General features: G+C 53.3%; 22 protein-coding genes and 1 riboswitch. Of the genes, 10 read left to right on the top strand and 12 right to left on the bottom strand.

What is annotated here, in order from left to right; genetic code table 11:
• Positions 1–3: 3 nt before the first annotated feature.
• From araD to araB, 3 genes are all read right to left on the bottom strand, one after another.
• Entirely contained in the window at positions 4–699 is a 696-nt protein-coding gene (gene araD, locus SK33_RS19750) for an L-ribulose-5-phosphate 4-epimerase (RefSeq protein ID WP_003018841.1), read from the bottom strand.
• 97 nt (positions 700–796) lie between these two features.
• Positions 797–2299 (bottom strand): L-arabinose isomerase, encoded by a 1503-nt coding sequence (gene araA / locus SK33_RS19745; RefSeq protein WP_032948509.1) that lies wholly within the window; start codon positions 2297–2299, stop codon positions 797–799.
• 10 nt (positions 2300–2309) lie between these two features.
• Positions 2310–4019, bottom strand: coding sequence for a ribulokinase (araB, locus tag SK33_RS19740; protein ID WP_048219730.1), 1710 nt, complete (start codon positions 4017–4019; stop codon positions 2310–2312).
• Positions 4020–4358: 339 nt separating this feature from the next.
• On the opposite strand from araB, the gene araC reads away from it, so the two are divergent.
• Both araC and SK33_RS19730 read left to right on the top strand, forming a co-directional pair.
• Positions 4359–5204, top strand: a complete 846-nt coding sequence (gene araC, locus SK33_RS19735) for an arabinose operon transcriptional regulator AraC (protein ID WP_003018834.1) — start codon at positions 4359–4361, stop codon at positions 5202–5204.
• A gap of 119 nt (positions 5205–5323) precedes the next feature.
• A complete protein-coding gene (locus tag SK33_RS19730) occupies positions 5324–6091 on the top strand; it encodes a DedA family protein (protein ID WP_003837398.1) in 768 nt (255 codons plus the stop codon).
• Positions 6092–6188: 97 nt separating this feature from the next.
• On the opposite strand, the gene thiQ is transcribed toward SK33_RS19730, so the two are convergent.
• The 4 genes from thiQ to sgrR form a co-directional block, all read right to left on the bottom strand.
• On the bottom strand, positions 6189–6887 hold the full coding sequence (gene thiQ, locus SK33_RS19725; RefSeq protein WP_003018829.1) for a thiamine ABC transporter ATP-binding protein ThiQ: 699 nt from the start codon (positions 6885–6887) through the stop codon (positions 6189–6191).
• Positions 6871–8481, bottom strand: a complete 1611-nt coding sequence (gene thiP / locus SK33_RS19720; RefSeq protein WP_048219728.1) for a thiamine/thiamine pyrophosphate ABC transporter permease ThiP — start codon at positions 8479–8481, stop codon at positions 6871–6873. The genes thiQ and thiP overlap by 17 nt, the downstream gene beginning before the upstream one ends.
• Entirely contained in the window at positions 8457–9440 is a 984-nt protein-coding gene (gene thiB, locus SK33_RS19715; protein WP_048219726.1) for a thiamine ABC transporter substrate binding subunit, read from the bottom strand. The genes thiP and thiB overlap by 25 nt, the downstream gene beginning before the upstream one ends.
• Before the next feature lie 30 nt (positions 9441–9470).
• A riboswitch (TPP riboswitch) is annotated at positions 9471–9594 on the bottom strand.
• Positions 9595–9627: 33 nt separating this feature from the next.
• Positions 9628–11283: an HTH-type transcriptional regulator SgrR gene (gene sgrR, locus SK33_RS19710; protein ID WP_003837406.1), complete on the bottom strand. Its 1656-nt coding sequence runs from the start codon at positions 11281–11283 to the stop codon at positions 9628–9630.
• A 99-nt stretch (positions 11284–11382) separates the two neighbouring features.
• Here sgrR and sgrT point away from each other — a divergent pair, with 99 nt between their 5' ends.
• The 5 genes from sgrT (at position 11383) to idnR (ending at position 16522) form a co-directional block, all read left to right on the top strand.
• Positions 11383–11511 (top strand): glucose uptake inhibitor SgrT, encoded by a 129-nt coding sequence (gene sgrT, locus SK33_RS19705; protein WP_048219724.1) that lies wholly within the window; start codon positions 11383–11385, stop codon positions 11509–11511.
• Between the two features lie 373 nt (positions 11512–11884).
• Positions 11885–13063, top strand: coding sequence for a sugar efflux transporter (locus SK33_RS19700; protein WP_048219722.1), 1179 nt, complete (start codon positions 11885–11887; stop codon positions 13061–13063).
• 277 nt (positions 13064–13340) lie between these two features.
• Positions 13341–14105 (top strand): gluconate 5-dehydrogenase, encoded by a 765-nt coding sequence (gene idnO / locus SK33_RS19695; protein WP_048219720.1) that lies wholly within the window; start codon positions 13341–13343, stop codon positions 14103–14105.
• 58 nt (positions 14106–14163) lie between these two features.
• The gene (locus tag SK33_RS19690) at positions 14164–15447 is read left to right on the top strand and encodes an MFS transporter (RefSeq protein WP_048219718.1); all 1284 of its coding nucleotides are present in this window, start codon (positions 14164–14166) and stop codon (positions 15445–15447) included.
• A gap of 82 nt (positions 15448–15529) precedes the next feature.
• Positions 15530–16522 (top strand): DNA-binding transcriptional regulator IdnR, encoded by a 993-nt coding sequence (idnR, locus tag SK33_RS19685; RefSeq protein WP_048219716.1) that lies wholly within the window; start codon positions 15530–15532, stop codon positions 16520–16522.
• A gap of 45 nt (positions 16523–16567) precedes the next feature.
• Here idnR and leuD read toward each other — a convergent pair whose 3' ends face one another.
• The 5 genes from leuD to leuL all read right to left on the bottom strand — a co-directional run bounded on the left by leuD (position 16568) and on the right by leuL (position 21427).
• Positions 16568–17173 (bottom strand): 3-isopropylmalate dehydratase small subunit, encoded by a 606-nt coding sequence (gene leuD, locus SK33_RS19680; protein ID WP_003837416.1) that lies wholly within the window; start codon positions 17171–17173, stop codon positions 16568–16570.
• A gap of 10 nt (positions 17174–17183) precedes the next feature.
• Positions 17184–18584: a 3-isopropylmalate dehydratase large subunit gene (gene leuC / locus SK33_RS19675; protein ID WP_003845726.1), complete on the bottom strand. Its 1401-nt coding sequence runs from the start codon at positions 18582–18584 to the stop codon at positions 17184–17186.
• Positions 18585–18586: 2 nt separating this feature from the next.
• Positions 18587–19678, bottom strand: coding sequence for a 3-isopropylmalate dehydrogenase (gene leuB / locus SK33_RS19670; RefSeq protein WP_003018804.1), 1092 nt, complete (start codon positions 19676–19678; stop codon positions 18587–18589).
• Positions 19678–21249 (bottom strand): 2-isopropylmalate synthase, encoded by a 1572-nt coding sequence (gene leuA / locus SK33_RS19665; protein ID WP_003018802.1) that lies wholly within the window; start codon positions 21247–21249, stop codon positions 19678–19680. The genes leuB and leuA overlap by 1 nt, the downstream gene beginning before the upstream one ends.
• A gap of 91 nt (positions 21250–21340) precedes the next feature.
• A complete protein-coding gene (gene leuL / locus SK33_RS19660) occupies positions 21341–21427 on the bottom strand; it encodes a leu operon leader peptide (RefSeq protein WP_048998978.1) in 87 nt (28 codons plus the stop codon).
• Positions 21428–22080: 653 nt separating this feature from the next.
• On the opposite strand from leuL, the gene leuO reads away from it, so the two are divergent.
• The 3 genes from leuO (at position 22081) to ilvN (ending at position 25565) form a co-directional block, all read left to right on the top strand.
• Positions 22081–23028 (top strand): transcriptional regulator LeuO, encoded by a 948-nt coding sequence (gene leuO, locus SK33_RS19655; RefSeq protein ID WP_032948523.1) that lies wholly within the window; start codon positions 22081–22083, stop codon positions 23026–23028.
• Between the two features lie 318 nt (positions 23029–23346).
• Positions 23347–25071 carry an acetolactate synthase 3 large subunit gene (gene ilvI, locus SK33_RS19650; protein WP_075262494.1) on the top strand — a complete coding sequence of 575 codons (1725 nt, stop codon included), beginning with the start codon at positions 23347–23349 and terminating at the stop codon, positions 25069–25071.
• A gap of 2 nt (positions 25072–25073) precedes the next feature.
• A complete protein-coding gene (gene ilvN, locus SK33_RS19645) occupies positions 25074–25565 on the top strand; it encodes an acetolactate synthase small subunit (protein WP_003829566.1) in 492 nt (163 codons plus the stop codon).
• Positions 25566–25567 lie beyond the last annotated feature (2 nt).

Genomic DNA, 25567 nt, shown 5'->3' with positions numbered 1-25567 from the left:
GGACTATTGCCCGTAGTAGGCTTTAGCACCGTGTTTACGCAGGTAATGCTTATCTAACAATGTTTGTTGCATATCTGGCAATTGCGGCGCGAGCTGGCGACAGAAGATCCCCATGTAGGCGACTTCTTCCAGCACGATGGCGTTATGCACTGCATCTTCGGCATTTTTTCCCCAGGCAAACGGACCGTGAGAGTGCACTAGCACGCCAGGCATCTGCGCGGCGTCAATACCTTGTTTCTCAAAGGTTTCAACGATTACATTGCCGGTTTCCCATTCATATTCGCCGTTGATTTCTTCGTCGGTCATTTTCCGTGTGCAGGGAATCGAACCGTAGAAATAGTCCGCATGGGTGGTACCCGTGGCCGGAATCGACTGCCCCGCCTGCGCCCAGATGGTTGCATGACGCGAATGGGTGTGAACAATGCCGCCAATGGTCGGGAATGCCTGATACAGCAGTCGGTGCGTTGGGGTATCGGAAGAGGGCTTCTTCTGGCCTTCGACTACTTCACCCGTGGCGATACTGACTACCACCATATCGTCTGCGGTCATTACACTGTAATCGACCCCGGAAGGTTTAATCACAAACACGCCGCGCTCGCGATCGACGGCGCTGACGTTCCCCCAGGTCAGGGTGACCAGATTGTGCTTAGGCAACGCCAGATTGGCTTCCAGTACCTGACGTTTAAGATCTTCTAGCATGTTAACTCCTGAATGCCGGATGGCGCTTCGCTTATCCGGCCTACGGTGATTTGTAGGCCCGGTAAATGAAATGCCACCGGGCAATCCGTTTCGACAATTAACGTTTGAACCCGTAATACACTTCGTTCCAGCGCAGCGCGTCCTTAAAGGCCGGCAGGCGGGTATCGTTATCGATCACCGCGATCTCGATATCGTGCATTTCAGCGAACTGGCGCATATCGTTCAGATCCAGCGCGTGGCTGAACACGGTGTGGTGCGCGCCACCGGCCAGGATCCAGGCTTCAGATGCAGTTGGAAGATCCGGGTGAGCTTTCCACAGCGCGTTAGCTACAGGCAGTTTCGGCAGGGAGTGCGGTGTTTGTACCGTGTCGATGCAGTTAACCAGCAGGCGAAAACGATCGCCGAGATCGATCAGGCTGGCAACCACGGCCGGGCCGGTTTTAGTGTTGAAGATCAGACGGGCGGGATCGTCTTTACCACCAATGCCGAGGTGCTGTACGTCGAGGATCGGTTTCTCTTCCACCGCGATGGACGGGCAAACTTCCAGCATGTGCGAACCGAGTACCAGATCGTTGCCTTTCTCGAAGTGGTAGGTGTAATCCTCCATAAATGAGGTGCCGCCCTGCAGACCGGTTGACATCACCTTCATGATGCGAAGCAGAGCGGCGGTTTTCCAGTCGCCTTCGCCCGCAAAGCCATAGCCTTGCTGCATCAGACGCTGTACGGCCAGACCCGGGAGCTGTTTCAGGCCGTGTAAATCTTCAAATGTGGTGGTGAAGGCGTGGAATCCACCCTGTTCCAGGAAGCGCTTCATCCCCAGTTCAATACGGGCCGCTTCCAGGACGTTCTGACGTTTTTCACCGTGGACTTGCGTCGCCGCCGTCATGGTGTAGGTGCTTTCGTACTCATCGATTAGCGCGTTGATTTCGCCGTCGCTAATTGCGTTCACTACCTGCACCAGATCGCCCACGGCCCAGGTGTTTACCGAGAAACCGAACTTGATCTGCGCAGCGACTTTATCGCCATCGGTGACCGCAACTTCACGCATGTTGTCGCCAAAGCGGCAGACTTTCAGGTGGCGGGTATCCTGTTTGGACACGGCCTGGCGCATCCAGGAGCCAATGCGTTCATGCGCTTGTTTATCCTGCCAGTGACCGGTGACCACGGCATGCTGCTGACGCATACGTGCGCCGATGAAGCCGAACTCACGACCGCCGTGCGCAGTCTGGTTCAGGTTCATAAAGTCCATATCAATGCTGTCCCACGGCAGGGCGGCGTTGAACTGGGTGTGGAACTGCATCAGCGGTTTGTTGAGGATAGTCAGGCCGTTAATCCACATTTTGGCCGGGGAGAAGGTATGCAGCCAGACCACCATCCCTGCACAGCGATCGTCGTAGTTAGCGTCACGACAGATAGCGGTAATCTCGTCAGGGGAAGTTCCCAGCGGCTTTAATACCAGCTTACAGGGCAGTTTGGCTTCAGTATTCAGTGCGTTAACGACGTGCTCCGCATGTTGGGTTACCTGACGCAGGGTTTCAGGGCCATACAGATGCTGGCTACCAATCACAAACCACACTTCATAGTTATCAAAAATCGTCATTGTCGTGTCCTTAATGTGTCAGGGTTGCCAGGTCTACCGGGGCTTGTTGCGCCGGAGCGGCAGTCGGAAGGTATTGTTGTTCAGCGCTTACCGCCCACTGCTGATAGCGGCGGTAGAGTTGTTCAAAACGTTGAGCCTGCTCTGGGCGAGGTTGCAGCGTGTTTTCCACGGCGCTTGCCATTTGCTGCTGAGCGGCTGGGATATCCGCGTGTACTTTCGCGGCAACGGCAGCGAAGATAGCCGCACCGAGTGCGCAGCACTGGTCTGAAGCGACAATCTGTAGCGGGCGGTTCAGCACGTCACAGCAGGCCTGCATGATGACCGGGTTTTTGCGCGCGATACCGCCAAGCGCCATTACGTTGTTAACCGCAATGCCTTGTTCGGTGAAGCATTCCATAATGGCGCGTGCGCCAAAGGCCGTGGCGGCAATCAGCCCACCGAACAGCGCTGGCGCGTCAGTTGCTAGGTTCAGATCGGTAATTACCCCTTTCAAGCGCTGGTTGGCATTGGGCGTACGGCGACCGTTGAACCAGTCGAGCACCACCGGGAGATGCTCCAGTGATGGATTTTTCGCCCATGCTTCAGTGAGTGCAGGCAGCAGCTGTTTTTGACTGGCTTTAATCTGGGACTGCAGTTCCGGATGCTGTGCGGCAAGCTGTTCCAGAGGCCAGCTCAGCACGCGGCTAAACCAGGCATAGATATCACCGAATGCAGACTGGCCAGCTTCGAGGCCAATAAAATCAGGTACTACGCTGCCATCAACCTGGCCGCATATGCCTTTCACCGCGCGTTCGCCGACGCTGTGCTTGTCGGCAATCAGAATGTCGCAGGTCGACGTGCCGATGACTTTCACCAGCGTGTTAGGCTGTGCGCCTGCGCCAACCGAGCCCATATGGCAGTCAAAAGCACCGCCTGCAATCACCACGCTTTCCGGTAGCCCCAGGCGCTGTGCCCACTCGGCGCACAGGGTGCCAACCGGCAGATCCGCGGTGAAGGTATTGGTAAACATTGGGTATTGCAGATGGCGGTTGAGGATGGGGTCGAGTTCGTCAAAGAAACTGGCTGGCGGCAGACCACCCCAGCTTTCATGCCACAGGGATTTATGTCCGGCGCTGCAGCGACCGCGACGAATATCCTGTGGGCGTACGGTGTTGGAGAGCAGGGCCGGAACCCAATCGCATAGCTCAATCCACGAGACCGCAGCTTCGGCTACCGCATGGTCCTGACGAGTTACATGCAGGATTTTGGCCCAGAACCATTCGCTGGAATAAATGCCGCCGATATAGCGGGAGTAATCGATCTTGCCCGGTGTGTGGCACAGGCGGGTGATTTCTTCGGCTTCTTCTACTGAGGTGTGATCTTTCCACAGGACAAACATTGCATTCGGGTTTTCCGCGAACTCCGGACGCAGTGCCAGTACGTTACCGTCTGCATCGATGGGCGCCGGGGTTGAGCCGGTACTGTCAACGCCGATCCCGACCACTTCCGCGCGCTGTTCAGCGCTCAGTTCGGCCAATACGGTTTTCAGCGCCGCTTCCATGGATTCAATGTAGTCGCGCGGATGATGGCGAAACTGGTTGTTTGGGCCATCGCAATACTGCCCTTCCTGCCAACGTGGATACCACTCAACGCTGGTGGCGATCTCTTCGCCGGTGGCACATTCCACCGCCAAAGCGCGTACTGAATCACTACCAAAATCGAGGCCAATTGCAATCGCCATCGTCTTACTCCATCCAAAAATACGGGTATGGATAAACAGTAGTGAGTAGCGATAAAAACCGTCAGGCAGGATCCGCTAATCTTATGGATTAAAATGCTGTGGCATCACAAAGTGTGACGCTGTGCAAATAATCAATGTGGACATTTCTGCCGTAGTTATAGACACTTTTGTTAGCCGATTTTGACGTTGGCGTAGTACATGTTTTTTACAAAGAGCTTTTCACAAGCGGGATTGGTGGTCCATTACCGCAAATACAGCGGCCCGCAGGGGCGACAGCGATGATGTCTGGCGTAATATGGACAAATTGTTTCTTGGCAGGACATAGGGAGTATTGAAATTATGGCTGAAACGCAAAACGATCCCCTGTTGCCAGGTTATTCGTTTAACGCGCATTTGGTGGCCGGATTAACCCCCATTGAGGCGAACGGATACCTGGATTTTTTTATCGACAGGCCGCTGGGTATGAAGGGTTATATCCTCAATCTCACCATCCGTGGCGAAGGGGTTATCAATAATCAGGGCAAGCAGTTTGTCTGTCGGCCTGGCGATATTCTGTTGTTTCCACCAGGAGAAATTCACCACTACGGACGCCACCCTGACGCCAGCGAGTGGTATCACCAGTGGGTTTACTTTCGCCCGCGCGCCTACTGGCAGGAGTGGCTGACCTGGCCAGCCATTTTTGCCCAGACCGGTTTTTTCCGCCCGGATGAAGCGCATCAGCCGCATTTTAACGAGCTGTTTGGGCAGATAATTAACGCCGGGCAGGGAGAAGGTCGTTATTCCGAACTGCTGGCGATTAATTTACTGGAACAATTATTGCTCCGACGTATGGAAGCCATCAATGAATCGCTACACCCGCCCATGGACAACCGCGTCCGCGATGCCTGCCAGTACATCAGCGATCACCTGGCGGACAGCAATTTTGATATCGCCAGCGTCGCGCAGCACGTCTGCCTGTCGCCTTCCCGTTTGTCGCATCTGTTCCGTCAGCAGTTAGGTATCAGCGTATTAAGCTGGCGCGAGGACCAGCGCATCAGCCAGGCGAAGCTATTACTGAGTACCACACGTATGCCCATTGCCACCGTAGGTCGCAATGTTGGCTTTGACGACCAGCTTTATTTCTCTCGTGTTTTCAAAAAATGTACCGGCGCCAGTCCGAGCGAGTTTCGTGCTGGATGTGAATAAAAAGTGAATGATGTATCCTGAAAGTTGTCATAACTCGCAATCTATTCAGACAATTGATGGCTTGACGAAGTTGAGAGGGGTTATCAAAATCCCTGCTTCGTAAATTTGACGGACACATTATGCAAGCATTGCTGGAACACTTTATTCTCCAGTCCGCCCTGTACTCTCTGATCGCCGTACTTCTGGTGGCTTTTTTGGAGTCGCTGGCGCTGGTTGGCCTGATTCTACCTGGGACCGTGATGATGGCGGGGCTGGGGGCGCTGATTGGCAGCGGCGAACTGAACTTCTGGCATGCCTGGCTTGCGGGCATTATAGGTTGCTTATTGGGGGACTGGATCTCTTTTTGGCTGGGCTGGCGCTTTAAAAAGCCATTGCACCGTTGGTCGTTCATGAAAAAGAACAAGGCGTTGCTGGATAAAACCGAGCACGCCCTGCATCAGCACAGCATGTTTACTATTCTGGTGGGGCGTTTTGTCGGACCGACGCGTCCGCTGGTGCCGATGGTAGCAGGCATGCTGGATCTGCCTGTCGCTAAATTTATCGTCCCGAATATTATCGGCTGCGTGCTGTGGCCACCGTTCTACTTCCTGCCGGGGATCCTGGCGGGAGCGGCAATTGATATTCCTTCTGATATGCAGAGCGGGGATTTCAAATGGTTGCTGCTGGCGACGGCGGTGTTGCTCTGGGTGGGCGGCTGGTTTTGCTGGCGGCTATGGCGCAGTGGCAAAGCGGCTGTCGATCGCTTAACGGCGTATTTCCCCCGCAGCCGTTTGCTGTATCTGGCGCCGTTGACGCTCGGGATCGGCGTGGTCGCCCTGGTGGCGTTACTGCGCCATCCGCTGATGCCGGTGTATATCGATATTCTGCGCAAAGTGGTGGGTTACTGACGATTCCTTTGCCGGATGGCGGCTTCGCCTTATCCGGCCTACAGGTCGCACATTATGTAGGCCGGATAAGGCGTTCACGCCGTCATCCGGCAACGCATTATGCTTTAATGCCCAATAGCGCCGAGGCGCTAGCGTTACCGCTTAACAGATCGTCCGTATCGCCCTGCCAGGCGATGCGCCCGTCGGCGACCACAATCGAGCGTGGCGCAATTCGCGCCGCATCTTCTACGCTGTGGGAAACCATCAGTAACGTCAGCTGCTTCTCGCGACAGACTTCGGCCACCAGCGTTAGCATCTCCTGGCGCAGCGCGGGATCAAGTGCAGAGAACGGTTCATCAAGCAGTAAAATAGGTTGTTCCCGCACCAGACAACGCGCCAGCGCCACGCGCTGCCGCTGCCCGCCGGAAAGCTCACCGGGGAGGCGTTCCAGCAGAGAGTCGATCCCCATTTGCTGGGCGATGTGGAGTATTTTCTCCCGCTGCGATGCGTTAAGCTTCAATCCAGGATTCAGGCCCAGGCCGATGTTTTGCTGTACGCTCAGATGGCTGAACAGGTTGTTTTCCTGAAACAGCATAGAAACAGGACGGCGCGAGGGTGGTGTCGTGGTGTGATCTTCACCGTCAATCACCATGTTACCGCTGGCAGGCGTGAGAAAGCCGGCAATCAGATTCAGCAGCGTACTTTTCCCGGCGCCGCTGGGCCCGAGTATCGCTATCTGCTCACCGTGCGCGACCGACAGCGTAAAGCGCATGGGCAGATGGTGATAAAGCCATGTGATATCAATCAGTTTTAACATTTCGACCCGGCAATTTCTCAATAACGGTAAACAGCGTAAAGCACAGGATCAGCAGTAATAACGCCGTAACTGCGCCATCCTGACTGCGATAAGAGCCAATCTGCTGATATAAATAAAACGGCAGGGTGCGGAAATCTTCATTACCAAATAACGCCACTACGCCAAAATCGCCAATCGACAGCACGCAGGCAAACGCCATCGCCTGTGCCAGCGGGCGCTTCAGGGCGCGCAGTTCAACCACTTTCAGGCGCGACCATCCCTCAATGCCCAACGACTGGCACAACATACTATAGCGCGCAGTGACGTCACGCATTGGGTTTTCCAGCACCTTCAATGCATAAGGGATCGCCATCAGCGCATTGGTAAAAATGACAATGCCGTCGGCAGATTCGGGAAGCCCAATAGTGTTATTGAGCAGCAGAAAGAAGCCGGTTGCCAGCACGATACCCGGCATGGCGAGGATCATCATGCCGCTCAGCTCCAGCATCTGACCTGCCAGCATCTGCTGTCGTGCACGAAGTTCACGACTGCTCCATAACAGCATCATGGTGAGTATGACGCATAACGCTCCTGCTGCTAATGCGATGCGCAGCGAGGTTCCCAGCGCCTGCCATAGCACTGGCTGCACCAGTACATCCAGAACATGGCGGTTTAAGCCATCGACAATCACCGCCAGCAGCGGCGGCAGCAACAGCAACAGGGCCAGAATAATCAGGATTGCGTCAGTCAGTCGGCTGTGCAGGCGATCGTCAGGATCGCGCCAGCCTTGTACCAGGGTAGCACCGGGAGCAATCGCGCGGCTCAGACGTTGACTGAGAAGCACCAGCGCCAAACAACAAACCATCTGGATCAACGCCAGCATGGCTGCGCGGGCAGGATCGTAATCAAAATTCAGCGCCTGATAGATAGCCAGCTCGATGGTCGTAGCCTGTGGCCCGCCGCCCAGCGACAGAACGGTGGCGAAGCTGGCGAAGCACAGCATAAAGATGAGTGCTGCGACGGGCAGGATCTGACGACGCAGCCACGGCCATTCAACAAAACGGAAGAAATGCCAGCCACGCATACCCAACTGAGCGGCTAACTGCCGCTGTTCGCCGGGAATACTCTCCAGCGATTGTAACAGCAGGCGGCTGGCCATCGGCAGATTGAAAAAGACATGCGCCAGCAGAATGCCCTGTAAACCGTATGGCGAAAACGTCCACTCCAGCCCGAATGTATGCCAGAGTGAGGCCAACCAACCCTGGCGACCGTAGACGCTAAGAATACCGAATACCGCGACCAGCACCGGCAGGATTAACGTCATTGCGCACAGACGCAGCAGCGCCAGACGTCCTGGAAAACGGCGACGATAGAGCGCTCTGGCAAGGAAAATCGCCGGGACAACCGACAGCACAGCGGATAGAAAAGCCTGCCAGAAAGAAAAGCGCACCACGTGCCACAGGTAGTCATCTTGCCACAGCGAGAACCACTCTCCCTGCGGGGCGTTAAACCACAGTGCCAGAAACGCGGCCAGGGCAACGGCCACCATCAGCGTGGCGGCGGTAAGCCCTGGAACCAGCCAGCCGGGGATTAACGGCTGACGGCGCGTTGCCATTCGCTAATCCATGCCTGACGTTGAGTCGCAACCTGCTGCGGCGTAAATTCCAGCGCGGTGGTCGGTTTATTCAGTTGCTCGAATCCTGACGGCAGGGCGACTTGCGTCACGGGATACATCCAGTTGCCGGTCGGAATCGCATTCTGGAATGCCGGAGACACCATGAACTTCAGGAATTTCTCGGCCAGTTCCGGCTGCTTGCTGGCCGCGGTGCGGGCGGCGACTTCTACCTGCAAATAGTGGCCTTCACTAAAATTAGCGGCGGCGTAGTTGTCTTTTTTCTCGGCGATGATGTGATAGGCCGGAGAGGTGGTGTAGCTGAGCACCAGATCGCTTTCACCTTTCAGGAACAGGCCGTAGGCTTCGCTCCAGCCCTTGGTGACGGTGACGGTTTTGGCTGCCAGTTTCTGCCACGCCTCTGGCGCTTTATCACCATAGACTTTCTGCATCCATAGCAGCAGACCCAGACCTGGCGTGCTGGTGCGTGGATCCTGATAAATGACGCGCCATTTTTGGTCGCTCTCTACCAGTTCTTTCAGGCTTTTGGGCGGATTCTTCAGCTTGTTCTTATCATAAACGAAGGCGAAATAACCGTAGTCAAACGGCACGAAGGTATCGTTTTTCCAGCCGCCGGGTACGTTAACGGTGTCGTTGGTTACACCACTTTGGGCAAACAGTTTGGTTTGTGTGGCGGCTTCCAGAAGGTTGTTATCCAGACCCAGCACGACGTCGGCTTTGCTGTTTTTTCCTTCCATGCGCAGGCGGTTAAGCAGCGAGACGCCATCTTCCAGCGCGACCAGTTTCAGCTCGCAATTGCAGTCAGCTTCAAAGGCTTTTTTGATTGTTGGGCCCGGGCCCCAGTCCGCTGCGAACGAGTCGTAGGTATAGACGGTCAGTACAGGTTTGGCGAAGACAGGCGCTGCGCACAGCAGTAAAAGCGGAAGACATTTTTTAAACACTTTGCACCTCAAGAGTTGGGTGGCAAAGGACTTGAGATAAGCCTCAAATCCCTTCGCCGGCATTATCCGGATCAGGTTCGACGGGTATCTCTCAGCCCATACGCAGATCGAATGATTTTGTGTATGTTTTTATTTAGCACCCCGTTGAGAACGGCGTTAGTGTAATGATTTTGTTGCTTAGCAGCAATTAAGGATCCGGCGGAGCAAACCACGCCGATTTAAAATCAAACCAGCCGAGGGTATTCATGCGCAGCCCGCGCATACTGCGCTGTCCCTGAATGATCAGCCAGTGGTGGATTAATGGCACAATGGCCTTTGTGGCGAGCAGCTGTTGGCACCATGCTGCCAGGCTCATTTCGCCCGTTCGCCAGCGAGCCGCATCGTTTTCCCAGTCCCGCGAGATACAGTTTTGCAGCAACGGGACTTCGCATAAATGGGCGAACAGTGAGAAGTCGAGCGGTAGGGTAAAGTTGGCGCTGTTGAGCCAGATATCGCTGACGATTTCACCTGCATGCCATTGATCGTAGTCGATCTCCTGAATATTCAACTGCACCTGATGTTGCGCGAGCAATGTCTTCATGATCTGCGCGATAATCCGGTGTTCGATGTGATCGCGATAGTAAGTGATTGTCAGCGTTTCCAGCCCGGCGGGTTTTTCACCATGGCCGGGTTTTGCGTGATGCCAGCGGGGGAGTAAACCATACGCGGGAAACCACAGTCGCTGGTACTGTTCGTCGGCGTGGCAGATTAAATTCGTTGGCGAGAGAATGCGGCTTACCCATTCACGGACCTCCTGGTTAGTGCCACGGTGGCTACGCGCATCAAACAGCAGGTAGTAGCAACCTTCTTCGAGGCGGCTTTCGATCGCCTTTTCATCCTCTGTGGGACCTTTTAGCGTTAACCCGCCGCCAGGCTCTTCTCCGATGTCGGGTAATACCCAAACGTTAACTTCGTCGATCAGGGCCCGGTAGCCAAAGTAATCATCAAATGCATGAATTTTCAGTTGGTTATTGGTGTTTCGTATTACCGCATACGGACCGGTACCAATCGGGTGACTGGAGAAGTTGTTTAGCGTTTCCCATTCTCGCGGCAGGATCATGGCGGGGACCTGCCCCAATAGCCAGGGAAGCCAGCGGTCTGGCTGGGCCAGATGGATATCCAGCGTCCAGGCCGTGGGAGAGACGATCTGCGTGATGTGTGAGTACAGCGGCAGGCTGTTAATGCGCATCAGTGAGGCGATAACATCTGCCATTTCCAGCTCGCGGCCATGATGAAAATGGATCCCCGGACGCAGGAAGAATCGCCAGTGTAAAGGTGAAATTTGCTGCCAGTGATGGGCAATGTCCGCTTCCAGTTCCCCATTTTCCTCATTTACCCGAATTAAGGCGCTGAAGATTTGCCGGGCGATATGGGTTTCGGAGCGGCGTAATGCCGTGCCGGGGAGCAGGTTGTGCATGGGGCGATAATAGAGAACGCGCATGATATGCCGACCCTGGCGAAAGCTGCGACCCAGATGGGAGACCAGCATTTGCCGTACGGCCGTTTTATCACCGACCAGTTGCACTAGTTGATCGATGCGATCCTGTTCCAGTAGGTCTTCCGCGCGCTGCTGCTGGAGCGCCAGCCCGGTATAGAGGAATGTCAGGCGCGAGCGTTTACCTCGTCCAACTTCAGCTTCCCACGTTAACCAGCCGCGATCTTGCATGGTATTAAGCAGTGTACGCATATGGCGGCGCGAGCAGCTCAGCAGATCCGCCAGCTCGTTGAGCGTCGTGTCTTGCGTTTTGCCGTCACAGCATTGCCACAGACGGATGAACTGTTGTTGCAAACGACCAGAAGACATAAAAGGGGAACTCCTGCGGAAAACTCAGCAATTTTATAATCCCTATATTAAGCCAATAATAGATTCCGATGAAGCGATGAGACAACGAAGGGGTCATCTATGCGTCAGTTCTGGTTGAAGTACTTTACCACGACGGAAAAATCGTCCTGGTTGGCTTGCCTGAGCGCACCGCAGCGCTTAAAGATGCTCGAAGAGCTGATGCAGTGGGAGATGATATCTGACTCCTGAATTGGAAATTGCAGACATCATGTGTGACTGAGTATTGGTGCAGGCTGTATCCTGCCATTATATCTGAGCATCGCTGGTGGCTATTTTTTCACATGGCAAGGCGCGAACAGTGAAATTTGGTGAACCAAATAAGGTGTGAGCAACACAGCTATGTGAAAAAATGGCCCCAGCCCTCCGGGACGCGTGTAAAAAACGCATACTCTGCGTTGTCAGGCTTGGGAATAGATTTCTATACCCAGCGCCCTCTGCCTGGATTATGCGTTTTTTACCCAGCGTCGATGCCAGATATAATGGCAGGATACAGCCTCGTTCACCCGCCAGCAGGTATTATCTGCTGGCTTTTTTCGTTTCAGCTGCGCTTAAAAGGAAAGATATGCTCTGGATTATGACCATGGGACGGCGCCTCAACGGCGTTTACGCGGCATTTATGCTGGTCGCTTTTATGATGGGCGTGGCGGGGGCATTGCAGGCACCCACCCTGAGTCTGTTCCTGAGCCGTGAAGTCGGGGCGCAGCCATTTTGGGTCGGGCTGTTTTACACCGTCAATGCGATTGTCGGGATCGTCGTCAGCCTTGGCCTGGCGAAACGATCCGACAGCCAGGGCGATCGGCGTAAGTTGATCATGTTCTGCTGTCTGATGGCAATTGGCAATGCGCTGCTGTTTGCCTTTAATCGCCACTATCTCACGCTGATCACCTGCGGTGTGCTGCTGGCCTCGCTGGCGAACACCGCCATGCCGCAGCTGTTTGCGCTGGCGCGAGAATATGCTGATAACTCCGCGCGTGAAGTGGTGATGTTTAGCTCGGTGATGCGTGCGCAGCTTTCGTTGGCCTGGGTGATAGGACCGCCACTGGCATTCATGCTGGCGCTGAATTACGGCTTTACGGCGATGTTTTCCATTGCCGCAGGTATTTTTGCCATTAGCCTGGTGCTGATTGCGCTGATACTGCCGTCTGTCGCGCGGGTGGAGCAGCCTGTAGACGTGCCGCTGGAACAGACCGGCGGTTGGCAGGACAAAAATGTGCGTATGTTGTTTATTGCCTCCACGCTGATGTGGACCTGCAACACCATGTACATCATTGATATGCCACTGTGGATAAGTCTTGAACTGGGCTTGCCGGACAAGCTGGCCGGGATCCTGATGGGGACGGCGGCTGGGCTGGAAATTCCGGCGATGATTCTGGCAGGCTATTACGTGAAGCGCTTTGGTAAACGGCGAATGATGATCGCGGCCGTAGCGGCAGGCGTGCTGTTTTATATTGGTTTGATCTTCTTTCACAGCCGTACGGCGCTGCTGGTGCTGCAACTGTTTAACGCGGTATTTATCGGTATTATCGCCGGGATAGGCATGCTGTGGTTTCAGGATCTGATGCCCGGACGTGCGGGGTCAGCGACCACATTATTTACCAACAGTATTTCAACGGGAGTCATTCTGGCAGGGGTGATTCAGGGGGCAGTTGCGCAAAGCTACGGTCACTATGCCGTCTATTGGGTGATTGCGGTGATTGCGGTGGTTACGCTGTGGATGACCGGGCGGGTGAAGGACGTTTAGTCCGGCGCAGTCCTGGCGTCGCAGTGCCCGGACTGGCGATATTTTGCATTAGTTTTTGTCGTTTTTGTAGGCCGGATAAGGCGTTTACGCCGCCATCAGGCAACCTGTCCCTACGGCCTGAACGCGTTACGCTTATCAGGCCTATCCCTCTTTTTTTATCTTGCACGTAAATGTAACGTTGATCACATAACGATCATTTTCCTCTTCCTGGATCTTCTTTTTTCTACTGTTACGCGTATACAGTTACGCGTAACAGTTATCAAAAAAGGAGTTTTTTATGAAAAACCTATTCGACCTGACAGGTAAACGCGCGCTGATTACCGGTTCCGCTCAGGGCATTGGTAACCTGCTGGCCAGCGGTCTGGCGGCGCACGGTGCTGAGATTGTTATTAACGACATTACCCAACTGCGTGCTCAGGTGGCGGCGGACAAACTGGTGGCCGAAGGCTATCGCGCTGTTGGCTATGGATTTGATGTTACCAACGGGGAAGAGGTGGCGTGCGCCATCGCGCAAATTGAAAAGGAAGTTGGGGCCATTGATATTTTAATTAACAACGCCGGAATTCAGCGTCGTTATCCCTTCACCGAATTCCCGGAGGCTGAATGGGACAAAGTGATTGATGTAAACCAGAAATCGGTCTTTCTGGTATCGCAGCAGGTTTCCCGCTACATGGTGCAACGCCGCCGCGGGAAGATTATTAATATCTGCTCAATGCAAAGCGAATTAGGACGTAAAACCATTACCCCCTACGCGGCGTCAAAAGGCGCGGTCAAAATGTTAACCCGTGGCATGTGCGTGGAACTGGCGGAATACAATATTCAGGTCAACGGCATTGCTCCCGGCTATTTCGCTACCGACATGACTACCGCGCTGGTCAACGATGAAGCATTCTCCGCCTGGCTGTTCCAGCGCACGCCCGCCGCTCGCTGGGGTAACCCGGAAGAGTTGATCGGCGCGGCGGTTTATCTTGCTGCACCGGCCTCTGACTTTGTGAATGGGCATCTTCTGTTTGTGGACGGCGGCATGCTGGCCGCGGTTTGATCGCTAACGAGGCCGCGGGAAGCGACCTCATCCTTTAATGATAATCCGAGGAGTGAGTATGAATATGCTCGCAAAACTGCCGGCGCGCCGCTGGTGGTATTTAATGCCGATTATTTTTATTACCTACAGCTTAGCCTACCTTGATCGCGCGAATTACGGCTTTGCCGCTGCCGCTGGTATCGAACACGATTTAGGGATTACTCAGGGAACCGCATCGTTAATTGGCGCGTTGTTCTTCCTGGGCTACTTCTTCTTCCAGGTGCCGGGCGCGATGTACGCCGTCAAGCATAGCGTGCGCAAAATGATTTTCTACAGCCTGATCCTCTGGGGGCTTTGTGCCGCGGCGACCGGCTTTGTCAGCAATATCCCAACGCTGATGGCGATCCGCTTTATTCTCGGCATCGTCGAAGCGGCGGTGATGCCCGCGATGCTGATTTATATCAGCAACTGGTTTACCAAAACTGAACGCTCGCGCGCCAACACCTTTTTAATTCTCGGTAACCCGGTCACAGTGCTGTGGATGTCGATTGTCTCTGGCTACCTGATTGAAGCCTGGGGCTGGCGCGAAATGTTTATCATTGAAGGTATTCCTGCGGTCATTTGGGCATTCTGCTGGGTGATTCTGGTGCGCGATAAACCGGCGGATGCGGGTTGGTTGAGCGAGCAGGAGAAGCAGGCGTTACAGCAGGCGATGGACCGCGAGCAGCGGGACATCAAACCGATGCGCAACTACGGTGAAGCGATGCGTTCACGCAGCGTCATTATGCTTTGCGCGGTGCATGCGCTGTGGAGCATCGGGGTGTATGGCTTCATGATGTGGATGCCGTCGATTCTGAAAAACGCGGCGCAGATGGATATTGTGGCGGTGGGCTGGCTGGCGGCAGTGCCGTATCTGGCGGCGATCTGCCTGATGCTGACGGTTTCCTGGCTATCCGATAAATACCAGAACCGTAAGCTGTTTATCTGGCCGCTGCTGCTGATTGCCGCCATCGCGTTCTTTGCCTCGTGGCTGTTGGGCAACCAGTCCTTCTGGCTCTCCTACGCGCTGCTGGTCGTGGCCGCCGCCTGTATGTATGCGCCTTACGGACCGTTCTTTGCGCTGATCCCCGAACTGCTGCCGCGCAACGTCTCCGGCGTGTCGATGGGAATGATCAACAGTTTTGGCGCGTTAGGGGCATTCCTCGGCGCGTGGCTGGTGGGTTACCTCAACGGCGTGACCGGCGGGCCGGGCGTCTCCTACACCTTCATGGCGATTGCTCTGCTGTCATCGGTGGTGCTGATGTACTGCGTTCGTGCGCAAAATGAAACCACGTCGCCGTCGGCTGAGGTGGTAACGCGTTAAGGTTGAGCGAGGAGTGCAGTCGCTAACCGGCTGTGATAAGGTTCTCTGCGAGCATAATGGGATGTTGGTCGTAGAGAACCTCATGAAAAACAATCGGATGACATTACAGGATATCGCTAATCTGGCCGGTCTGAATAAGATGACGGTCAGCCGTTATCTGCGTGACCCGAATCAGGTGTCGCAACGCAGCCGTGAATTGATTTCGAAAGTGATGGAAGAGAACAACTACATTCCTAACCGCGCGCCGGAAATATTGCTCAATGCGCGCAGTAAAACCATCGGCGTGTTGATCCCTTCTTTTCGTAACCAGATTTTTGCCGACGTGCTGGCGGGAATTGAATCCGTCACCTCGGCTTGCCAGTACCAGACGTTGATCGCCAACTACGAATATGACGCCGAGCGTGAAGAACGCGAGGTGCTGAATCTGCTCTCTTACAATATCGACGGCCTGATCCTCACGGGAAAGCTGCATACCGAGCGGATGATCCAGTACGTGCGCGCCAGCGGCGTACCGGTGGCGGAACTGATGGATATTAGCGGCCAGTATCTTGATATTCAGGTTGGGTTTGATAACGAAAAAGCCGCGTTTGAAATGACGCAGGCTTTTATCGACAGCGGCAAACGCAGCATTGCTTTCTTTGGCTCGATGGACGACCCCCGCGACCTTAGCCGTTTTCGCGGTACCGGGAAAGCGCTGGCAGCGCAGGGGCTGGAAGCGTACCACCTTGCGCCAAAAACGATTTCGTCGGTGGCGCTGGGCCGCAAGATGTTTCAGCAGGCGATGGCGGAAAAGCCGGATATTGACGCTATTTTCTGTACCAACGATGACCTGGCGGTTGGCGTGCTGCTGGAGTGTCAGGCACAGCAGTACGATGTGCCGGGAAAAATAGCGATTGCCGGTTTCCACGGGCTGGAAATTGGCCGCGCGCGGCTGCAAAAAATCGCCAGCGTGATTACACCACGCTATGAGATTGGCAAAACGGCGGCGGACATTCTGATTAAGCGTTTGAACGGGAAAGATGCGCCGGGCAGCGTTAATCTTGGCTACCAAATCTATTACGGCGATACGCTGTAGGCGAAGAGTAGAGGCTGGCCACCGTGCGGTGACCAGCGGGAGAGATTACTGCATAAACGCTGGCTGCTTGTCTTCGTACTCGGTGATGGCCGCTTCATGCTGCAGCGTCAGCCCGATGCTGTCCAGACCGTTCAGCATGCAGTGGCGGCGGAAGTCGTCGATTTTAAAGCTGTAGGACTTATCGCCTGCTTTCACCACCTGCGCTTCCAGATCCACTTCAAATTTAATGCCCGGATTGGCTTTCACCAGGGTAAACATTTCATCTACTTGCGCGTCGCTCAGAGTCACCGGCAGCAGTTGGTTATTGAAACTGTTGCCGTAGAAGATGTCGGCAAAGCTTGGGGCAATCACCACTTTAAAACCGTAATCGGTCAACGCCCACGGCGCATGTTCGCGTGACGAACCGCAGCCGAAGTTTTCGCGCGCCAGCAGAATTGATGCCCCTTTATATTCCGGGAAGTTCAAAACGAACTCAGGATTTGGCTGTTGCCCTTTTTCGTCCAGAAAACGCCAGTCGTTGAACAGATGAGCGCCAAAACCGGTACGCGTAACCTTCTGCAAAAACTGTTTGGGAATGATTGCGTCGGTATCAACGTTGGCGGCATCCAGTGGGACAACCAGGCCGGTATGCTGGGTAAATTTCTCTGCCATGGTAGTTTCCTTATTTGATGCTGCGAATGTCGGCAAAATGACCGGTAACGGCGGCAGCGGCGGCCATGGCCGGGCTGACTAAATGCGTGCGGCCACCGCGGCCCTGACGGCCTTCAAAATTACGGTTGCTGGTGGAGGCGCAGCGCTCGCCCGGATTCAGGCGGTCATTGTTCATGGCCAGACACATGGAACAGCCTGGTAAACGCCATTCGAATCCTGCTTCGATAAAGATCTTGTCCAGACCTTCTGCTTCCGCCTGCGCTTTCACCGGACCAGAGCCCGGCACCACCAGTGCCTGTACGCCTGGCGCAACTTTACGTCCTTTGGCGATTTCTGCCGCAGCGCGTAAATCTTCAATACGCGAGTTGGTGCAGGAACCGATGAACACTTTATCGATAGCCACTTCCGTTAACGGAATACCTGGCTTCAGCCCCATGTAAGCCAACGCTTTCTCAGCCGATGCGCGTTCTACCGGATCGGCAAATGACGCCGGGTCGGGAATATTATCGTTCACCGAGATGACCTGACCCGGATTCGTTCCCCAGGTGACCTGTGGCGCGATCTCTTCTGCCTGCAGGGTGACGACGGTATCAAAGGTGGCGTTGTCGTCGGTTTTCAGCGTTTTCCAGTACTCAACCGCGTGGGTAAAATCTTCGCCCTTCGGTGCGTGTAAACGCCCTTGCACATAGTTAAAGGTGGTTTCATCCGGTGCGACTAGGCCCGCTTTGGCACCCATTTCAATGGCCATATTGCACAGGGTCATGCGGCCTTCCATGCTCAGCGCGCGGATGGCTTCGCCACAAAACTCAACTACGTGTCCGGTACCGCCTGCACTACCGGTTTTACCGATAATCGCCAGCACAATATCTTTGGCGGTAATGCCAGGGGCTGCTTTACCGTTGACTTCAATCTTCATGGTTTTGGCGCGCCCCTGTTTCAGGGTCTGCGTCGCCAAAACGTGTTCAACTTCAGAGGTGCCAATGCCAAACGCCAGCGCGCCGAACGCGCCGTGTGTAGCGGTGTGGGAATCGCCGCAGACGATGGTCATACCCGGCAACGTCACGCCTTGTTCTGGCCCCATCACGTGAACGATACCCTGATACGGATGGTTCAGGTCATACAGCTCGACACCAAATTCGTTACAGTTCTTAATCAGCTCCTGCATCTGGATGCGTGCCATCTCACCCGACGCGTTGATGTCTTTGGTCTGGGTAGAGACGTTGTGATCCATGGTGGCAAAGGTTTTACCCGGCTGGCGTACCTGACGGCCATGCGCGCGCAGGCCATCAAACGCTTGCGGAGAGGTCACTTCATGCACCAGATGTCTGTCGATGTACAACAGCGGGGTTTCGTTTTGCGCTTCAAAGACGACGTGCGCATCAAACAATTTTTCGTATAACGTTTTGGCCATGATTACACCCCTTCTGCGACGTAACGGGCAATGATGTCGCCCATTTCATCGGTACCGACTGCGGCAGCGCCACGGGCTAAGTCACCGGTGCGAATGCCTTCTTCTAATGCGCGGTTGATGGCGCTCTCAATTGCGGTTGCCGCATCATTGGCATCCAGGCTATAGCGCAGCAGCAGCGCCAGCGACAGGATCTGGGCGATAGGGTTGGCAATGTTTTTCCCGGCGATGTCCGGGGCGGATCCGCCAGCAGGCTCGTACAAACCGAAGCCCTGATCATTCAGGCTGGCGGACGGTAACATGCCCATAGAACCGGTGATCATGGCGCACTCGTCAGACAGAATGTCGCCAAACAGGTTAGAGCACAGCAACACGTCGAACTGGGAAGGATCTTTGATCAATTGCATCGTCGCGTTGTCGATGTACATATGCGCCAGTTCAACGTCTGGGTATTCATTAGCAATTTCATTGACGATTTCGCGCCACAGAATCGATGTTTGCAGTACGTTAGCTTTATCAATCGACGTGACTTTACGGCGACGTTTACGGGCGGATTCAAACGCGATACGCGCAATACGTTCGATCTCGAAACGGTGATAAACCTCGGTATCAAAGGCTTTTTCATGTTGTCCGCTGCCTTCGCGGCCTTTTGGTTGACCGAAGTAAATTCCGCCAGTCAGTTCGCGTACGCACAGGATGTCAAAACCGTTCGCGGCAATATCTGCGCGCAGAGGGCAAAACGCTTCCAGACCCTGATAGAGTTTAGCCGGGCGCAGATTGCTGAATAATTTGAAGTGCTTACGCAATGGCAGCAGTGCGCCACGCTCTGGCTGCTGGTTTGGCGGCAGGTTTTCCCATTTCGGGCCGCCAACGGAGCCAAACAGAATGGCGTCAGCTTGTTCACAGCCTTCAACCGTTGCAGGCGGCAGCGGCTGACCGTGGTTATCGATAGCGGCACCACCCACGTCGTAGTGGCTGGTGGTAATGCGCATGTTAAAGCGGTTACGGATTGCGTCCAGTACCTTCAGGGCTTGCGCCATCACTTCCGGGCCAATACCGTCACCCGGCAAAACAGCAATATGATAATTCTTCGACATCACACGGTTTCCTTGTTGTTCTCGTTGTTCTGAGCTTTGCGTTGCAATTCTTTTTCGACTTCTTCGGCGCGCCAGATGTTGTTCAGCACATGAACCATTGCTTTAGCGGAAGATTCGACGATATCTGTCGCCAGACCGACGCCGTGGAAACGACGACCATTATAGTTGGCAACGATATCCACCTGACCCAGCGCATCTTTACCGTGCCCTTTGGCGGTCAGGCTGTATTTCACCAGTTCGACGTTGTACTCAGTTACACGGTTGATTGCCTGATAAATGGCATCGACCGGACCGTTACCGTTCGCCGCTTCGGCTTTGACTTCTTCACCACAGCCCAGCTTGACGGAGGCGGTGGCGATGTCGTTTGAGCCGGACTGCACGCTGAAGTAATCCAGACGGAAATGCTCCGGTTCTTCCTGCTGTTTATTAATGAAGGCCAGCGCTTCCAGGTCGTAATCAAATACCTGACCTTTTTTGTCCGCCAGTTTCAGGAATGCGTCGTACAGGTTGTCCAGGCTGTATTCATTTTCTTTATATCCCATCTCGTCCATACGGTGTTTCACCGCGGCACGTCCGGAACGGGAGGTCAGGTTCAGCTGTACCTGGTTCAGGCCGATGGATTCAGGCGTCATGATTTCGTAGTTTTCACGATTTTTCAGTACACCGTCCTGATGGATGCCGGAAGAGTGGGCAAAGGCGCCGCTACCGACAATGGCTTTGTTAGCAGGAATAGGCATGTTGCAGATTTGGCTGACTAATTGACTGGTGCGCCAGATCTCCTGGTGATTGATGCGGGTCTGTACATTCAGGATATCTTTACGCACTTTGATCGCCATGATCACTTCTTCCAGTGAGCAGTTACCGGCGCGTTCGCCGATACCGTTCATCGCGCCTTCCACCTGACGCGCTCCGGCGTGAACGGCTGCCAGTGCGTTGCCTACGCCCAAACCTAAATCATCATGGGTGTGTACGGAGATGATGGCTTTATCGATATTTGGTACGCGTTCATACAGGCCAGAAATGATTGCCCCAAATTCGAAAGGCATGGTGTAACCGACGGTATCGGGGATGTTAATGGTTTTGGCTCCCGCGTTAATGGCAGCTTCAACCACGCGAGCCAAATCGGCGATAGGGGTACGGCCTGCATCTTCGCAGGAGAACTCCACGTCATCGGTATAATTACGCGCACGCTTAACCATGTAGACCGCGCGCTCAATGACCTCATCCAGCGTACTGCGTAATTTCGTCGCGATGTGCATCGGCGAGGTGGCGATAAACGTATGAATACGGAAAGCCTCAGCGACTTTCAGAGATTCTGCGGCAACGTCGATATCTTTTTCTACGCAGCGAGCTAAGGCACAAACGCGGCTGTTTTTAACCTGACGAGCGATAGTCTGAACTGACTCAAAGTCGCCCGGTGAAGAAACGGGGAAACCCACTTCCATCACGTCAACGCCCATACGCTCAAGGGCCAGCGCAATCTGCAGTTTTTCTTTCACACTCAGGCTTGCCTGTAACGCCTGTTCACCATCGCGTAAGGTGGTATCGAAAATAATGACTTGCTGGCTCATGGTTTAGGTCCTTGGTTTCTTAGGGCGCCTTGCTTCGAGCATAAAAAAACCCGCGCAACGGCGCGGGTTTTTTGTCTTAACTGGAGCTGACTTAATGCTGAATGTCGTCCACCAGTCTACCGCGCAACGAAGATGCGTTTAGTAGTAGTAGACCGTTGAAACGAGCAATGTAAGTCATCAATTAAGCTCCAGGCGAATGCGATATGCTTTTAGTGGTACTGGATATGAAGACTGATGTCAACCCTCACCCCAGCAAATGCCTCGTTAGAGGGGGGAAGTTTCTGCAAAACTTAAGCGAATTGTGCTGAATTTTTCGGGGTACATAAAATTAATCAGTTGATGGTTGTACATAATTTTCATGGTTTGACATATTTGAGCATAGTTATTTGCATTTATTGTAACGGCGAACTGAAGGAAAAGTCGCTCTTGGGATTTCATATCTTAATGATTTATCTGTCTTTATAGTAATTATGAATGGCTATGGGTAGTGTGACACCACAAAATTGATAAATTAATGTTAACTTTTAATGTATTAATAATATAAACATTTAATTAAAACTTAAATACACATTCACGATACGTATGATTGTATATTCGCCATGCTTATGGTTATATTGTTTTTGAAATTTAAACATATGAATCACCGTGCAGTGACACTGCCACACTGCGATCGCATTGGTCTTTTGTTCATTTAGGTTTGTGCCTTTATGTTTTCCTAATTTTAATGTTTTTTCTTTTTCTCATCTTATATGTATGGTAAATCATATTAACGGAGATTATTTCTTCACTCCGTCTGGGAAAAGGGAGTTTAGAGTGACAGTGGAGTTAAATATGCCAGAAGTAAAAATAACAGATAAAACAAATATTATAGATATTGGGAAACCACAGCTTCGCATGGTTGATCTTAATTTATTAACCGTTTTTGATGCGGTGATGCAAGAACAAAACATTACCCGTGCCGCGCATACTTTGGGGATGTCGCAACCTGCTGTCAGTAATGCGGTCGCGCGCCTGAAAATTATGTTTAATGATGAGCTTTTTGTTCGTTATGGACGCGGTATCCAGCCGACAGCAAGAGCCTTCCAGCTATTTGGTTCTGTTCGCCAGGCATTGCAATTAGTGCAGAATGAACTGCCTGGATCGGGTTTTGAGCCAGCCAGCAGCGAGCGCGTATTCAATCTTTGCGTATGCAGCCCATTGGATAATATTCTGACCTCGTTGATTTATAATAGAGTTGAGCAAGTTGCACCAAACATTCATGTCGTATTTAAATCTTCACTCAATCAAAATACAGAGCATCAATTACGTTACCAGGAAACTGAATTCGTTATTAGTTATGAAGAGTTCCGACGTCCTGAATTTACCAGTATTCCGTTATTCAATGACGAAATGGTGTTAGTGGCAAGTAAAAAGCATCCGCGCATTAGTGGTCCTTTACTGGAAAGCAATGTCTATAATGAACAGCATGCGGTGGTGTCACTTGATCGCTTCGCATCATTCAGCCAACCGTGGTATGACACACCGGATAAACAATCCTGCGTGGCTTATCAGGGCATGGCATTAATTAGTGTTCTAAATATTGTGTCGCAAACGCATTTGGTCTCTATTGCGCCGCGTTGGTTAGTAGAAGAATTTGCCGATTCTTTAGAACTACAGATCTTGCCTTTACCGTTAAAATTGAACAGCCGCACATGCTATCTTTCATGGCATGAAGCCGCAGGCCGGGATAAAGGACATCAATGGATGGAAGAGTTGTTAGTCTCCGTTTGTAAGCAGTAGCATTTAGCAGAGTAAACCGGACGGTGCATCCTGTTTATTCTGCTTTTAACTTTATAACTGAAATTTTATGCTGAACTCTATTTTTTACGTCTGTCCAAAAGTGTCAAAAAATAGAGTAATCGCTGTAAGTCCCCATTTTTAAGCGATTATTTATCATACTGATTGCTTATGCTGGTTTAATTCTCCGTTTATTCGCGTCTTTCCTCCTTTTTATTCTTATTTACTCCAGTGCCACCCCTTCGGAGTCAATTGCCATGCGTCATCGTCAGCGGTTAATGTGTTGTTAAACCGCAATTCATTATAAGAGTGAGGCAAGCCATGGAGATGTTGTCTGGAGCCGAGATGGTCGTCCGATCGCTCATCGATCAGGGTGTGAAGCAGGTATTCGGTTATCCCGGGGGGGCCGTCCTCGATATTTATGATGCCCTGCATACGGTCGGCGGTATTGATCATGTGCTGGTCCGCCATGAACAAGCGGCGGTACATATGGCTGATGGCCTTGCGCGTGCCACGGGAGAAGTGGGGGTCGTATTGGTCACCTCAGGGCCGGGGGCGACCAACGCGATTACCGGGATCGCAACGGCTTACATGGATTCCATTCCGCTGGTGATCCTCTCCGGACAGGTCGCAACGTCGCTGATTGGCTACGATGCCTTCCAGGAGTGCGACATGGTAGGTATATCCCGCCCGGTGGTGAAGCATAGCTTCCTGGTCAAACAAACGGAAGATATCCCGCAGGTGCTGAAAAAAGCCTTCTGGCTGGCAGCAAGCGGTCGTCCGGGGCCAGTGGTGGTGGATTTGCCGAAGGATATTCTGAATCCGGCGAAAAAACTGCCTTACAGCTGGCCGGAATCGGTGAGTATGCGTTCGTATAATCCGACGACGACAGGGCACAAAGGGCAGATAAAACGTGCGCTGCAGACGCTGGTCGCAGCGAAAAAACCGGTTGTCTATGTGGGCGGTGGCGCGGTCAATGCCGCTTGCCACGAGCAGTTAGCTCAGATTGCTGAAGCACTTAATCTGCCGGTTGTCTCCTCGCTAATGGGGTTAGGTGCGTTTCCTGCGACGCATCGTCAGGCGCTGGGCATGTTGGGTATGCATGGTACCTACGAAGCGAATATGACCATGCATCATTCCGATGTGATCTTTGCCGTTGGCGTTCGCTTTGACGATCGAACGACCAATAACCTGGCAAAATATTGCCCGAATGCGACCGTACTGCATATCGACATCGATCCGACCTCTATTTCAAAAACCGTCACGGCGGATATTCCGATCGTCGGCGATGCCCGGCTGGTGCTGGATCAGATGCTTGAGCTGCTGGAGCAGGAGAAATCGCAGCAGCCGCTGGACGATAACCGTGACTGGTGGCAACAGATTGAGCACTGGCGTGCCCGTCAGTGTCTGAAATACGACACGCAAAGCGAAAGTATTAAACCGCAGGCGGTGATTGAAACCATCTGGCGTCTGACGAAAGGGGAGGCGTATGTGACCTCTGACGTTGGCCAACACCAGATGTTTGCCGCACTTTACTATCCGTTCGATAAACCGCGTCGCTGGATTAACTCAGGCGGCCTCGGGACTATGGGATTCGGTTTACCTGCGGCGTTAGGGGTGAAAATGGCTTTGCCGGATGAAACGGTAGTGTGCGTCACCGGGGATGGCAGCATTCAGATGAATATCCAGGAGCTGTCGACGGCGCTGCAATATGAACTGCCGGTGCTGGTACTCAACCTTAACAACCGTTATCTCGGCATGGTCAAACAGTGGCAGGACATGATCTACTCCGGGCGTCACTCACAGTCTTACATGCAGTCGCTGCCCGATTTCGTGCGCCTTGCTGAGGCTTATGGACATATCGGTATCCAGATTAATCGGCCTGAAGAACTTGAGAGCAAGTTGGGCGAAGCGCTGGAACATGTGCGTAACCATCGTCTGGTGTTTGTCGATGTCACCGTCGACGGTAGTGAACATGTCTACCCGATGCAGATTCGTGGGGGTGGGATGGATGAAATGTGGTTAAGCAAAACGGAGAGGACCTGATTATGCGCCGGATATTATCAGTATTGCTTGAAAACGAGTCAGGTGCATTATCGCGTGTTATTGGCCTCTTCGCCCAGCGTGGTTACAACATTGAAAGCCTGACCGTCGCGCCGACCGACGATCCGACCTTATCGCGGATGACGATTCAGACGGTAGGGGATGAGAAAGTCCTTGAGCAGATCGAAAAGCAGCTCCACAAACTGGTGGATGTTCTGCGCGTTAGCGAGCTGGGGCAGGGCGCTCACGTTGAACGAGAAATCATGCTGGTGAAAATCCAGGCCAGCGGTTATGGCCGGGAAGAAGTGAAACGCAACACGGAAATTTTCCGCGGGCAAATCATCGATGTCACGCCGTCTATCTACACCGTACAACTGGCGGGCACCAGCGATAAGTTGGATGCGTTTCTGGCAACGCTGCGTGAAGTCGCTAAAATTGTGGAAGTTGCTCGCTCCGGCGTGGTGGGGCTTTCCCGCGGCGATAAAATCATGCGTTAATC

Origin of the sequence: Citrobacter sp. MGH103 (genome assembly GCF_001034475.2) — a bacterium.
GTDB classification, from domain to species: domain Bacteria; phylum Pseudomonadota; class Gammaproteobacteria; order Enterobacterales; family Enterobacteriaceae; genus Citrobacter; species Citrobacter freundii.
This window is presented reverse-complemented; position numbering and strand designations above follow the sequence as displayed.